At 39.9% G+C, this 13,740-nt stretch carries 11 protein-coding genes and 1 pseudogene; 4 read left to right on the top strand and 8 right to left on the bottom strand.

Going from position 1 to position 13,740, the window contains the following annotated elements; all coding sequences use genetic code 11:
• The first annotated feature begins 1 nt into the window (after window position 1).
• The 4 genes and pseudogenes from D8801_RS02115 (at window position 2) to xerS (ending at window position 4,094) form a co-directional block, all read left to right on the top strand.
• A complete protein-coding gene (locus tag D8801_RS02115; protein WP_125847503.1) occupies window positions 2-1,552 on the top strand; it encodes a ClC family H(+)/Cl(-) exchange transporter in 1,551 nt (516 codons plus the stop codon).
• Window positions 1,553-1,602: 50 nt separating this feature from the next.
• A complete protein-coding gene (locus D8801_RS02110; protein ID WP_125847501.1) occupies window positions 1,603-2,343 on the top strand; it encodes a CPBP family intramembrane glutamic endopeptidase in 741 nt (246 codons plus the stop codon).
• Window positions 2,344-2,408: 65 nt separating this feature from the next.
• Window positions 2,409-2,845, top strand: a pseudogene (locus D8801_RS02105) (MepB family protein).
• A gap of 178 nt (window positions 2,846-3,023) precedes the next feature.
• The gene (xerS, locus tag D8801_RS02100; protein WP_125847499.1) at window positions 3,024-4,094 is read left to right on the top strand and encodes a tyrosine recombinase XerS; all 1,071 of its coding nucleotides are present in this window, start codon (window positions 3,024-3,026) and stop codon (window positions 4,092-4,094) included.
• Between the two features lie 80 nt (window positions 4,095-4,174).
• Here xerS and D8801_RS02095 read toward each other — a convergent pair whose 3' ends face one another.
• The 8 genes from D8801_RS02095 to D8801_RS02060 form a co-directional block, all read right to left on the bottom strand.
• On the bottom strand, window positions 4,175-4,807 hold the full coding sequence (locus tag D8801_RS02095) for an ABC transporter ATP-binding protein (RefSeq protein WP_125847497.1): 633 nt from the start codon (window positions 4,805-4,807) through the stop codon (window positions 4,175-4,177).
• 1 nt (window position 4,808) lies between these two features.
• On the bottom strand, window positions 4,809-6,818 hold the full coding sequence (locus D8801_RS02090; protein ID WP_125847495.1) for a DUF1430 domain-containing protein: 2,010 nt from the start codon (window positions 6,816-6,818) through the stop codon (window positions 4,809-4,811).
• A 61-nt stretch (window positions 6,819-6,879) separates the two neighbouring features.
• On the bottom strand, window positions 6,880-7,122 hold the full coding sequence (locus D8801_RS10095; RefSeq protein WP_125847493.1) for a lactococcin 972 family bacteriocin: 243 nt from the start codon (window positions 7,120-7,122) through the stop codon (window positions 6,880-6,882).
• Between the two features lie 191 nt (window positions 7,123-7,313).
• Window positions 7,314-8,303, bottom strand: coding sequence for a lipoate--protein ligase (locus tag D8801_RS02080; RefSeq protein WP_125847491.1), 990 nt, complete (start codon window positions 8,301-8,303; stop codon window positions 7,314-7,316).
• 59 nt (window positions 8,304-8,362) lie between these two features.
• The gene (gene lpdA, locus D8801_RS02075) at window positions 8,363-10,066 is read right to left on the bottom strand and encodes a dihydrolipoyl dehydrogenase (RefSeq protein ID WP_125847489.1); all 1,704 of its coding nucleotides are present in this window, start codon (window positions 10,064-10,066) and stop codon (window positions 8,363-8,365) included.
• Window positions 10,067-10,110: 44 nt separating this feature from the next.
• A complete protein-coding gene (locus D8801_RS02070; protein WP_125449094.1) occupies window positions 10,111-11,154 on the bottom strand; it encodes a dihydrolipoamide acetyltransferase in 1,044 nt (347 codons plus the stop codon).
• A gap of 558 nt (window positions 11,155-11,712) precedes the next feature.
• Window positions 11,713-12,705 (bottom strand): alpha-ketoacid dehydrogenase subunit beta, encoded by a 993-nt coding sequence (locus D8801_RS02065; protein WP_125847487.1) that lies wholly within the window; start codon window positions 12,703-12,705, stop codon window positions 11,713-11,715.
• A 15-nt stretch (window positions 12,706-12,720) separates the two neighbouring features.
• On the bottom strand, window positions 12,721-13,689 hold the full coding sequence (locus tag D8801_RS02060) for a thiamine pyrophosphate-dependent dehydrogenase E1 component subunit alpha (RefSeq protein WP_125399631.1): 969 nt from the start codon (window positions 13,687-13,689) through the stop codon (window positions 12,721-12,723).
• Window positions 13,690-13,740: the final 51 nt, after the last annotated feature.

Below are 13,740 nucleotides of genomic sequence, written 5' to 3'. Positions count from 1 at the left end.
TATGGAGGAACAGTCAGAAATACTCCGGTCCAAGAAAGAATTTGCCTTTGCCTCAAGCACCATATTATCCCAAGTTGGACGAGGAGTCATTGTTGGTCTCGTCGTCGGTCTAATCGTCGGATCCTTTCGTTTCTTAATCGAAAAGGGTTTCCATCTGATACAAGGACTCTATCAAGATCAAGCGCACCTAGTGCGCAATCTTTTTATCATTGGTCTATTTTATTTAATAGTTTGCTGGCTCAGCGCTAAATTAACTAGATCGGAAAAGGATATTAAAGGCTCAGGAATCCCACAAGTTGAGGCCGAATTAAAAGGGCTCATGTCACTTAATTGGTGGAGTGTCCTCTGGAAGAAATATATTCTAGGGATTCTTGCTATTGCAAGTGGCCTCATGCTAGGTCGAGAAGGGCCAAGTATTCAACTTGGAGCAGTTGGTGGTAAAGGCATTGCCAAGTGGCTCAAATCTAGCCCAGTTGAAGAACGCTCCCTGATTGCCAGTGGGGCTGCTGCAGGCTTAGCCGCTGCCTTTAATGCACCGATAGCAGGTCTCCTCTTTGTTGTAGAAGAAGTTTACCACCATTTTTCACGCTTTTTCTGGGTCTCAACTCTAGCAGCCAGTCTCGTAGCAAACTTTGTCTCACTACTCATATTTGGCTTAACCCCCGTACTGGATATGCCAGATAACATTCCTCTCATGACCCTAGACCAGTATTGGATTTACCTCCTTATGGGAGTTTTTCTCGGGCTATCTGGTTTTCTCTATGAGAAAGCTGTACTCAATGTTGGTCAAATTTATGACTGGCTTGGTCAAAAAATCCATTTGGATAAAGCTTATTATCCAATCTTGGCTTTTATTCTTATCATACCAGTCGGAATTTTCTTACCTCAGATTCTTGGTGGTGGAAATCAGCTGGTCCTCTCCCTAACTGAGCAAGATTTCAGTTTCCAAGTTCTATTAGCTTACTTTTTGATTCGCTTTGTTTGGAGCATGATTAGTTATGGAAGTGGGCTCCCAGGAGGAATTTTCCTTCCTATTCTGGCGCTCGGTTCCTTACTTGGTGCCCTAGTCGGTGTCATTTGTGTCAATCTTGGGCTTGTCAGTCAGGAACAATTCCCTATATTTGTCATTTTAGGAATGAGTGGCTACTTTGGAGCAATTTCCAAGGCTCCATTAACTGCTATGATACTCGTAACCGAGATGGTCGGGGATATTCGCAACCTCATGCCTCTTGGCTTAGTGACCTTAGTTGCCTACATCGTCATGGATTTGCTCAAGGGTGCTCCAGTCTATGAGGCCATGCTTGAAAAAATGCTACCAGAAGAAGCAACAGACGAAGGAGAAGTTACCCTAATTGAAATCCCTGTTTCTGATAAAATAGCAGGAAAGCAGGTTCACGAGCTCAACTTGCCACATAACGTACTCATCACCACCCAAGTCCATAATGGCAAAAGCCAAACAGTTAACGGCTCAACTAGAATGTATCTTGGTGATATGATTCACCTGGTGATTCCAAAAAGTGAAATTGGGAAAGTCAAAGATTTGTTGTTGTAATTTATTTTACATAATTTATTTTACGTAAATTAAATTTGAAAGGATTCTCTATGAAAAGAAGTAAGGCAATTGCGGTATATTTGCTAGGCACATTTAGCCAAATAGTATCAGTTTGTCTCCTTTTCTTTTTCTTGAATCATTTTTCTGTTCATTCCAATCTATTAACTGTTTTAGGAATCATTGTTGGTGGGATTTCTTCAGCTCTTTGGGGAATAATTGTTGCAAATCACTATTTTCATATTCATTTTAAGAAGATCGTAAAAGATTTTTTTAACATCCATACTAGTTATAAACATTATTTATTATCTTTTTTCCTAATTATCCTTGATTTTTCTTTTCTAATGTTGGGTGGGAAAATAATAGAATTTAGCTGGTATCTCCCATTTTTGATGTTCTTCAAATTTATTGTATTTGGTGGTATAGAAGAGATTGGATGGCGATATGTCTTTCAACCAATCTTACAAGAGAAGCTGCCATATTTTTACTCAACAATCTTAACTTTTTTTAGCTGGGCGCTTTGGCATCTATTGTTCTTTTACATGGATGGTTCCCTAGCAACTCTGCAAACTCTACCGTTTTTATTTGGATTGCTGACAAATTCTTTCATACTCTCAGCTCTTTATATCAAAACAAAGAATCTTTGGATTTGCGTTATGACACATTCGATCATTAACGTCTTGTCTCAGCTAACCATAGATACTGATCGATACGAAACCTACCTGATTAAAATTTTCGTCATTTTGATATCCTGCTATATGGTAATACATAAAAAAGATGAGTATAGTCGGTAGCTAATTTTGTTGGAAACAGTATTATTCTTTGGAAAAGTTATTTGCTATGGAGGACAAACATCATAATGAAAATACTCGATGTTCTATATAATTTTTATGGCGATTTTGATTTCATTGAAGAAAAATACAATGAAAAATACGAAGGTATTCTTATCAAGATAAAGGAAGAGCAAGAATATAAAAGATGTCGCTTGGCAAAAAAAACACCAAAAAAAGAAGGATATTTTACCGTTTTCTGGAAAAAAACCAAGATAACAAGAACGTTCCTTATACTAATGAAGATCTTGGGACTGAGCTGATTATCGTTGTCATCGATAAAGATAAGGTGGGACTATTTATTATTCCAAAAGAGGTGGCTATTCATAAAAAAATTCTCTCAACAACAAATTGCAAAGGAAAAATGTCTATGAGATTTTATCCTCCTTGGTGCACAAATTTAAATACAACAGCTCGAGCAACACAAAAATGGCAATTGCAATATTTTAGAGAAATTGAAATATAAACATATTGCCGGATTACATACACACAAAAGACCTGTTTCTTATGATTGTGGAACCAGGTCTTTGTTTTTTCTAGAATCCATCAAACACTTATAACATCTTTCCGAAAAACTATAATTTTCTTGAAAAATGAATAAGTCTATGCTATACTGCTAGTAGACTTATTTATGGAGAAAATAGATGAAACGTGAGATTTTACTGCAACGAATCGACAAACTAAAACAAATCATGCCCTGGTATGTTCTGGAATACTACCAATCTAAGCTTGCTGTGCCCTACAGTTTTACAACCTTGTACGAATATCTCAAGGAATACGATCGATTTTTCAGCTGGGTTTTGGAGTCTGGTATTTCAAACGTTGATACAATGGCCGATATCCCCTTATCTGTCTTAGAACATATGACAAAAAAAGACATGGAATCCTTTATCCTATATCTACGTGAACGCCCATTGCTGAATGCCAATACAACCAAACAAGGTGTCTCTCAGACAACAATCAATCGAACCTTATCGGCACTTTCTAGTCTTTATAAGTATCTAACTGAGGAAGTTGAAAACGACCAAGGGGAGCCTTATTTCTATCGTAATGTAATGAAGAAAGTTTCAACTAAGAAAAAGAAAGAAACACTTGCTGCCAGAGCTGAAAACATCAAGCAAAAACTCTTTCTAGGCGATGAAACAGAAGGTTTTCTGACTTATATCGACCAAGAATACCCACAACAGCTTTCGAATCGGGCTCTTTCGTCATTTAATAAAAATAAGGAACGTGATTTAGCCATTATTGCTCTTCTCTTGGCGTCTGGTGTTCGCTTGTCTGAAGCAGTTAATCTCGATCTAAGAGATCTCAATCTCAAAATGATGGTCATTGATGTCACACGTAAAGGGGGCAAACGTGACTCGGTCAATGTCGCTGCCTTTGCAAAGCCTTATCTAGAGAATTATCTAGCCATTCGAAATCAACGCTATAAGACGGAAAAGACGGATACAGCACTCTTTCTGACCTTATATCGTGGTGTTCCCAATCGTATCGATGCTTCCAGTGTTGAAAAAATGGTTGCTAAGTACTCTGAGGACTTCAAAGTGCGTGTAACCCCCCACAAACTACGCCATACCTTAGCAACTAGGCTCTATGATGCGACTAAATCGCAAGTTTTGGTCAGCCACCAGCTAGGGCATGCTAGTACACAAGTCACTGACCTCTATACCCATATCGTCAATGATGAACAAAAGAATGCTTTGGATAGTTTGTGAAATACATAAAATAAATTATGCAACTTTGTAATATAAAGTAAAACAGAAACTCCTCCTCCACCGAGCTTCTGTTTTATTATTTATAGTCTATTTAGATTAATAACCTCATCTGCTTGATTCCAAATATCAGGATTATGAGTTGCAATGATGATTAGACGATTTTGATTCTTCATTGTTAATAATATCTTCATGATTTCTTGTGAAGTTATTGGATCAAGTGCAGCGGTCAACTCATCTGCGAGTATTAACGGAGGATCTTTCAGAATAATCTTGGCCAGGGCGACACGTTGTGCTTCACCACCAGATAATTCATACACTTTTTGTTCTAAATGAATGTGAGATAATCCTACTCTTGCTAATACTTCTTTTTTGTAATTCTCTTTTTCTTTACGATTACACTGTCGATTAATAAGGCCTAAATCTAAATTAGAAGACACAGTTTCATTGTCTAGCAATCCAAAATTTTGGAAAAGGTAGCCTAGCTCATTTCTAAAAAATATTGTAGATTTTATCGTTTTTATATCCTTCTCTTTATACAGTATTTTTCCTTCATCATAAGATTCTAGTTTTGCAATCATATTAAGCAAAGTCGTCTTGCCACAACCACTATTTCCGATTAGCGCATAGACCTTTCCTGCTGCAAATTGCAGATTGATATCCTGAAAGACGGTCCGTTCTCCAAATGATTTTTCCAGATGTTCTATTTTAATCATATTAGGCTCCTTTCAGAATAATGGGCAAGAAATGCTCTTCTTTGTGCGAGCGGTAAAGGAGAATCAGCCAAGCATTAATCGTAAATAATAAAAGCGTGACGATAGCGATCCACCATTCCTGTGTGAGAAAGAAAATCAGGACACTACCTAATAACAGCATGGCAATCTCCGATACGAGCATGCTTTGGTGAATTTTCAAAAAGTCCATACCCGCAATCTTCTTCAGGAATATCGGTTTTCTAAACTCTTCAAAATAGAGGAAATTCATGGTGCTAAAGAGTAGAATGGAAGTCGCCATTCCGAAGATACCGCCAGCAATGGCCATGAGGTTCTCTAATTGAATGGATTGGGTCATCTGCTGATAGACAGCCGCTGCATAGTCGTATTGACTCACGTTTTTTTCAAGCCCATGCTCAGCTATTAGCTTCTTGCTTTTTTCCAGACCATCAAAGTAGAGATAAGAATTAAGATGAGAGAAATAAGGATTTTCGTAGCCACCAAAGCTTTTAGGTTGAACAACAACCAAAATCGGATCGGTCAAGAATTGCTGATAGTTCATCGGTGTATTATTATAGATAAAGCGTTTTTGGTTGTTAGGAAGATAGGTCACCCGTGCTTTCATAGGCAACTGACTCTTTCCTTGTTCATCATTAGGAGTCAGATAATCTTCATAGCGTTTTTTCAACTCCTCTTCTTGCCCTTTCAACTTTTCAGGGAGCAAAAGTCCAAATTCTCCAGCTTGCAAGTGATTCAAACGCTCTTTTTCCTCGGGGGAAACAGCTACTTTTTGTATATCGAGGTAGTTTGGAGTCGCATATAGAGTATTGGCAAGAGGATCGTAATCTGTGATCGAAAGATTTCTCCCTGTTCTAGGATCATTCATGAAGCCTTTTGAATTAAAAGATGCGAGCTGATGATAGACCAAGAGACCACCTTTTTCGATGCCAGACTCGATGAGCTTAGACCATTTTGCTCTGTTCTCAATTTGCGTCTCTTCGTTTGTATTCTGTGAAAAATCCTCCCGATTTACACCAATTTGAACCCAATTCGTCTCTTTAGACCAAGCCACTTTCCCCTCTTGGTAAGTCTGCCAGACAGAACCATAGATACTGACCCGATGGATAGCAAGGCCAATGAGAGCAACAGCGAGAAATTGACAGGTAAAGAGAAAAACTAAAATCCTTTTTACTGGAATTTTCCCTTTTAAAAGGCTAACTAAGTGCACCGTCTGGATGCTGAAAGCAAAGATAAAGGACAGGAGAGCTGATACGATGAGTAAGAGCGTATTATAAATGATACTACTTGAAATAATGAAGGAATAGGCAAAGGGGGTTAATTGTAAGCAATAAATCAAAATGGATCCTAAGGCACTGGCTCCAATACATCCTAAAAGCAGCTCTCTGCTGTCTTCCATGAGAGAACGTCCAAAGAGTTGGTACCGTCTCATCCCTGCAATATAACGAATCCCTGCACTCCTCAATTCAAGTGTTTTTTGAATAATGGCCAATGCACTAAAGCTAAGAATAAAAATAACCAAGGCTAAGGATTGGGAACCGGAACCAAAAAATGCCATAAAATTCTGCAAGAGATTAGGCTTATTCATGAAAGTCTTTGAGAAACCAAGTTCGTGTAGTTTTTGATCCAACTTTTCGAGTGGTAACTTCCCTGAGAGTATATAGTAATTGGTAAGTAAGCTTTTCTTAGAAGCGACTTCTTTATCTGCTTTTTTGATGCCCTTTGGAAGCTCTCCTTCTCCGTAGATATCATAGGAGAACTTGACCTGACCTTGCGAATCCGTTTGTTGAATCTGGCGAGCAATTACACTATTGCTTTCCCTTGCTAACTGATCTAAGTTGGCTGAAAGCTCCTCATAGGTGACAGCTCTTTCTTGTTTAAGAACTCCTACCACAGGGAGGCTTCGGTAGATGAGCGTATTTGGGGAAATAAAGGCAATCCAAAGCAGAAAGATTAGAATAAAAATGTTCGAGAAAAGTATAAATAAACGTTTCATAATTCTACTCTTTCTAGTTTATCCTAGAGAGATTTTTCCTCTCTAAGATAAACTTTAGCAATTAAAATCCATAATTAAAGTATACAACTTCACCAAAATTTCTATTTATGATGTAATGAGCAGAAGCATAACCTACATTAGATTTGCTGTCACTTGCCCGAGTCACACTTGACCAATTCCAACGATAGGCGTGGAAATAATTTGAGAAAGCTCCCCAATTGCTTGGATCATGATATCCTCCGTAACTCCAATTACCACCAGATACCCAATCAGCAAAGACAGGACACGCTAAGCTACAACTCAACTTCCATAATTAAAATTAAAAGCTTTATTTAACAATAAAATTATGAATTGCTCAAAATATAGTTTCCGTTTTTTCTCCTTTCCAGAGCAACTCTTCACATCTGTATTATATCACTTTTTTAAAAAAATACAAATTATTATATATAAGATAACTGAAAAAGAAGCTGGTCATACAACCAGCTTCTTTTCCTTTTATCCCACTACCGCTTCAGCGATTTCTTCACGGCTAATTCCAGCAAAGTAGCGTGTGATATCAATAGTTTCTAGTGCCTTAAGGACATCTTCGCGTTCGTATTTCACTCCACGAAGGACATCTTCTACTGCAGCAACGTCTTCGATACCAAAGAAGTCACCATAAATCTTGATGTCTTGGATTTTTGATTCAATGATGTTGGCAAAAACTTCAACCTTACCGCTGGTAAATTTTGTTCCACGACGGACGTTAAATTCAGGTGATTTACCGTAGTTCCAGTCCCAAGTTCCAAACTTGGTATCCTTGATGCGATTGATTTCGGCCAATTCTTGCTCAGAAAAAGTGTATTCAGTCATCTCTGGGTACTCTTTTTTCATGTATTCCAATAGTAAATCACGGAATTCTTCAACTGTGATTTTTTCTGGTAATTCATTGATAATATTGGTTACACGAGCACGGACGGATTTCACACCTTTTGACTCAAATTTGTCTTTTGAAACCTTGAGTGCGTTAGCAAGGACTGACAAATCAACGTCAAAGAGCAAACAACCGTGGTGCATGATACGTCCGTTGATATAGGCTTGGGCATTTCCACAGAATTTCTTTCCGTCAATCTCTAGGTCATTGCGGCCTGTGAATTCAGCCTTAACACCTAGTTGAGCCAAGGTATTGATAACTGGGGTTGAGAAGCTCTTGAAGTCGAAGGCCTTGTTTTCATCTTCTTTTGAGATAATCGTGTAGTTGAGGTTGTTCAGATCGTGATAAACAGCTCCACCACCACTGATACGGCGGACTACCTCAATACCATTTTCGCGAACATAATCACGGTTGATTTCTTCGATAGTGTTCTGGTGACGTCCAACAATGATAGATGGTTTGTTAATCCAAAGAAGGAAGATTTGATCCTCATCTAGTAAGTGTTTAAAGGCATATTCTTCCAAGGCGATATTAAATGCAGTGTCGTTTGAATGATTGATAATGTATTTCATGATATCCCTTTATAGGATAGAGACTGAAAAATACCTTTCCAGTCTATTCTATCTTCGATTTATTTTTTCTTCGGTGAATGGATGGCCATTCCTAGTACATCCGCAAATGCTTCGTACATAACTTCAGAGTATGTTGGGTGTCCGTGGATAGTCTTCAGCATTTCTTCAACAGTGATTTCCATTTCGATGATGCTTGATGCTTCGTTGATCAATTCTGCGGCTGCAGGACCAATGATATGCACACCAAGGATTTCCCCGTATTTCTTATCTGCAATGACTTTTACGAAACCTTGAGCAGCATCCGATGCAATAGCACGTCCGTTCGCAGCAAAGTTGAATTTACCGATGGCAACATCGTATTTCTCACGAGCCTGCTCTTCTGTCAAACCTACTGCTGCTACTTCAGGAAGAGTGTAAATGGCTGCAGGAGTCAAGTTAAGTTTCGCTACAACGTGATTTCCTTTAAGGGCATTTTCAGCTGCTACTTCACCCATACGGAAGGCTGCGTGAGCCAACATCTTAGTACCATTGATATCACCTGGTGCATAGATACCTGGAACAGAAGTTTCCATATATTCATTAACCTTGATACGACCACGGTCTAACTCGAACTCAACATCGCCAATTCCTTCAAGATCTGGTACACGACCGATTGAAAGAAGAGCTTTATTTGCAATGATATCGTCTTTTCCTTCAACCTTGATACGAAGTTGACCATTTTCTTCGATGATTTCTTGCAATTTTGTACCTGTCAAGATGGTCATTCCTTTACGCTCAAGGATCAAGCGAAGGTTCTTAGAAACTTCAGCATCCATAGCTGGAACAATACGGTCCATCATTTCGATAACAGTCACTTTTGAACCAAATGTCATGAAGGCCTGACCGAGTTCGATACCGACAACTCCACCACCGATAATAACAAGGCTTTCTGGAACTTCGTTCATTTCAAGAATGTCGTCACTGGTCATCACGAGTGAAGATTCCATACCAGGAACGTTAATCTTGCTGACTTTTGAACCACCAGCAAGGATGATCTTCTTAGTTTCAAGCAATTCAGAACCATTTACCAAGACATTCTTGTCTTTAGTGATGGTACCAATTCCCTTATGTACAGTAACTCCGTAGCTACGAAGGAGACCAGCAACTCCGCCAACTAAGGTATTGACAACCTTAGACTTGGTTTCAAGGAGTTTGTCCATATCTACAGTGAAGTTTGGATTTTCGATGACGATACCACGGTTTGCTGCATGACCGATGTTTTCGATGATTTCAGCATTGTGAAGGTAGGTCTTAGTTGGGATACATCCACGGTTCAAGCAGGTTCCACCGAGTTCAGATTTTTCAACAAGGGCTACCTTCCCACCGAGTTGGGCAGCTTTAATCGCTGCAACATAACCAGCAGGACCTCCACCAATTACAACGATATCAAAGGCATCATCGCTCTTACCATCGTCGTTTGAGGCACTAGCTGCAGGTGCAGGTTTTGATTCTGGCGCTGCCGCTCCAGCTGTTGGGATATTTTCCCCTTCTTCTCCAAGGTAACCGATGACTTCCGTTACTGGAACAGTTTCACCATCTCCTTTGAGGATAGCAATCAAGTATCCATCTTCTTCGGCTTCCAATTCCATGCTGACTTTGTCAGTCATGATTTCCAAAAGGATTTCTCCTTCTTTTACAAATTCACCGACTTTTTTATTCCATTGGACGATTTGTCCTTCTGTCATATCCACGCCGGCTTTTGGCATAATTACTTCTAAGGCCATGTCTTACTTCCTTTATCTAAATCTCTAAAATAATAATAGCTGACTTAAACCAACATTGAGATTGGATTCTCAATCAAAGCTTTTAAGTCTTTCATAAACTTAGCACCAGCCATACCATCTACGACACGGTGGTCAATGGTTAATCCTAGACTCATGATTGGTCGGATAACAATCTCACCATTTACAACTACAGGTTTCTCAACTGTTGAGCTAACCCCGAGGATAGCTGAGTTTGGTTGGTTGATGATCGGACCAAAGGACTGAACGCCAAACATTCCCAAGTTACTAATTGTGAAGGTTGAGTTTTGCAACTCACTTGGAGCTAATTTACCATCCAAGGTACGACCAATGACATCTTTGAAGGCAACAACCAACTCTGAAAGACTCATCTTTTCAGCATTATAGACAACGGGTGTCATCAATCCATTATCCATCCCAACTGCCATAGCAAGGTTGACATAGTTGTGAGTGACAATGGTTTTACCATCTTCAGTTAACGAAGCGTTGATGTAAGGGTGTTTCATCAATGTCTTAACAACAGCCAGTGAAAGAAGGTCAGTAACCGTAATTTTCTTACCAGTTGCTTCCATGATTGGTTCAAGAACCTTCTTACGAAGAGCTAGCATTTCAGACATATCGACATCGTAGTTGAGCGTGAAGGTTGGCGCAGTTAGGTAGGATTCAACCATACGTTGGGCGATGACCTTACGCATTGGTGTCATTGGAATACGCTCAATCTCACCATAAGGAGTGATATTGTCTGGAACTTCTTCCACTTTTTCGATTTGAGCAGGTGACTTGATGGTGTCGTTTTCGATATTTTCAGGAAGGAAGGCCAAAACGTCCTTCTTCATGATCTTACCACGATGACCAGTTCCTTGGATTTCCTGCCAAGCAATGTTATGTTCGAGGGCAATTCGTTTTGCAAGTGGCGAAATGCGAACCACGTTTGTGTCTTTATAAGTTTCCACGTCTTCTTTGTGGACACGACCGTTTGCACCTGAGCCAGAAACGTCGTAGAGGTTGATACCTAAATCATCCGCTAACTTTCTAGCCGCAGGAGTCGCTCTTAGCTTGTCATCAGCCATGACCTCTCCAATTCTAATTATGATACTAAGGGCGTTTAAAAGCGACCAAAAAATAGGAAATCAACGCAGACTTCGATGAAGCCAAGGAGATTTATCTTTTTTTCGAGCTTTTAGCCCGTGTTCGAATATAAGATATTAAGGACGAAGAGGGCAATGAAAAAATAGGAGATTGACGATGTGTTCGATGAACACAAGGAAATCTATCTTTTTTTCGCAGACCTCCGTCCGAATTCAATTACATGATACTAAGGGCGTAAAAAAGCGACTGAAAAATAGGAAATCAACGCAGACTTCGATGAAGCCAAGAAGATTTATCTTTTTTCCGAGTTTTTAGCCCGTGTTCAACTCTACAAGTAACTTGGATACAACACGCATCTCAAGTTGCTACGGTTGCCGCTATTAGGCGGTCAACCTAGTAGACTTACTAAGTCACTCATCGAATAATAACAATTCGATTCGTTCCTGTCGCAACTTTACAAACAACTTGGATACAAAACATATCTCAAGTTGTTAAAGTTAAAACCTACAAATAGTTTACATAATTTATCTTATGCAATCTTATTCTTTGTTATAGGTTTTACGGATTGCATCTTTGATGCTTTCAACGGTTGGAATCATAGCATTTTCTAGGTTTTGTGCGTAAGGCATTGGCACATCTTCTCCTGCACAACGGCGGATTGGTGCATCTAGATAGTCAAATGCTTCTGATTCTGAAATAATTGCTGAAATCTCTCCGATATAGCCACTTGTTTTATGGGCATCGTTGACCAGTACGACCTTACCTGTCTTCTTCACTGAGTTAATGATGATATCCTTATCAAGCGGTACAAGGGTGCGTGGGTCCACAATTTCAACCGAAATTCCTTCTTCTGTCAATTCTTCAGCTGCTTGAACCACGCGGCGAAGCATTTTACCGTAAGTAACAACTGTTACATCCGTTCCTTCGCGTTTAATTTCGCCAACTCCAAGTGGGATTGTGTAGTCTGGATCAACTGGCACTTCCCCTTTTTGGTTAAATTCTGACTTATACTCAAGAATGATAACAGGGTTATTATCACGGATAGAAGACTTGAGCAGTCCTTTCATGTCCGCAGGCGTACCTGGTGCTACAACCTTAAGTCCTGGAATGTGAGTAAACCAAGACTCTAGTGATTGCGAGTGCTGGGCCGCAGAACCAACTCCGTTACCAGCTGCACAACGGACAGTCATTGGAACCTGTCCCTTACCACCAAACATATAGCGTGTTTTAGCAGCTTGGTTAACGATATTGTCCATGGCAATGACTGAGAAGTCCATAAAGGTCATATCGACGATTGGACGAAGTCCCGTCATGGCTGCTCCCGCTGCTGCTCCAGAGATAGCAGCTTCAGAAATAGGACAGTCACGGACACGTTCTGGACCAAATTCTTCAAGCATTCCAACAGAAGTTCCGAAGTCTCCTCCGAAGACACCGACGTCTTCTCCCATCAAGAATACATTTTCATCGCGACGCATTTCCTCAGACATAGCAAGGATAATGGTGTCACGGAACGACATTGTTTTTGTTTCCATTTTATCTCTTTCTCCTTAGTCTGCGTAAATATCTTCAAAGGCCGATTCTAGCGGTGGGAATGGGCTTTCTTCTGCAAATTTAACAGAGGCTTCTACTGCTTCCTTGACTTGTGCTTGAATTTCTTCCAATTCTTCTGCACTTGCAATATTGTTTTCAATGAGGTATTTGCGAAGATTTTCGATTGGGTCTTTTTGTTTCCACAATTCCACTTCTTCACGGGTACGATATTTACCAGGGTCAGATGATGAGTGACCAAGCCAACGATAGGTTACACTTTCAATCAAGACTGGGCCATTGCCACCACGAACATGGTCTACAGCTTTCTTAAATCCTTCATAAACATCAATGACATTGTTTCCGTCTTCAATAAACATTCCAGGAATTCCATAAGCAGCGCTACGTTGATGAATATGCTCTACATTGGTCATTTTCTTGATATCCGCAGAGATCCCATAACCGTTGTTAATGCAGTAGAAAATGACTGGAAGGTTCCAGATGGAAGCCATGTTAACAGCTTCGTGGAAAACACCTTCGTTGGTAGCACCGTCACCAAAGAAGCAGACAACAATCTTGCCTGTCTTTTTCATTTGCTGGCTGAGGGCTGCACCGACAGCGATTCCCATACCACCACCTACGATACCATTGGCACCAAGGTTACCTGCATCAAGGTCTGCAATGTGCATGGAACCACCTTTTCCTTTACAGGTTCCAGTGTATTTCCCAAGGATTTCAGCCATCATTCCGTTGAGGTCAATTCCTTTGGCGATAGCCTGTCCATGACCACGGTGGTTTGAGGTAATCAGATCATCTGGATTGAGAGCCAGCATAGCTCCGACGTTAGCGGCTTCCTCTCCAACAGAAAAGTGAGTCATACCAGGAACTTTCCCTTTTTTTACTAATTGTGCAATTTTTAAGTCCATTCGACGGATTTCTTCCATCTTACGGAACATCTCTAGCAAGAGATTTCTATCTAAAGTTGACATAATCTCGCCTTTCTAGGTTTAAAGTTTTATATCCTCATTCTATCGCATTAT

It is taken from the genome of Streptococcus oralis, from assembly GCF_003943415.1.
Classification (GTDB): Bacteria; Bacillota; Bacilli; order Lactobacillales; family Streptococcaceae; genus Streptococcus; species Streptococcus oralis_BJ.
The sequence above is the reverse complement of the archived record's forward strand: the minus strand, read 5'-3'. Positions and strand labels throughout refer to the sequence as shown.

Coding starts and splice junctions, on each gene's coding strand:
- D8801_RS02090 (WP_125847495.1), bottom strand. CDS start 6,818: ATGAAACGTTTATTTATACTTTTCTCGAACATTTTTATTCTAATCTTT.
- D8801_RS02060 (WP_125399631.1), bottom strand. CDS start 13,689: ATGTCAACTTTAGATAGAAATCTCTTGCTAGAGATGTTCCGTAAGATG.
- lpdA (WP_125847489.1), bottom strand. CDS start 10,066: ATGGCCTTAGAAGTAATTATGCCAAAAGCCGGCGTGGATATGACAGAA.
- D8801_RS02070 (WP_125449094.1), bottom strand. CDS start 11,154: ATGGCTGATGACAAGCTAAGAGCGACTCCTGCGGCTAGAAAGTTAGCG.
- xerS (WP_125847499.1), top strand. CDS start 3,024: ATGAAACGTGAGATTTTACTGCAACGAATCGACAAACTAAAACAAATC.
- D8801_RS02065 (WP_125847487.1), bottom strand. CDS start 12,705: ATGGAAACAAAAACAATGTCGTTCCGTGACACCATTATCCTTGCTATG.
- D8801_RS02080 (WP_125847491.1), bottom strand. CDS start 8,303: ATGAAATACATTATCAATCATTCAAACGACACTGCATTTAATATCGCC.
- D8801_RS02110 (WP_125847501.1), top strand. CDS start 1,603: ATGAAAAGAAGTAAGGCAATTGCGGTATATTTGCTAGGCACATTTAGC.
- D8801_RS02095 (WP_125847497.1), bottom strand. CDS start 4,807: ATGATTAAAATAGAACATCTGGAAAAATCATTTGGAGAACGGACCGTC.
- D8801_RS02115 (WP_125847503.1), top strand. CDS start 2: ATGGAGGAACAGTCAGAAATACTCCGGTCCAAGAAAGAATTTGCCTTT.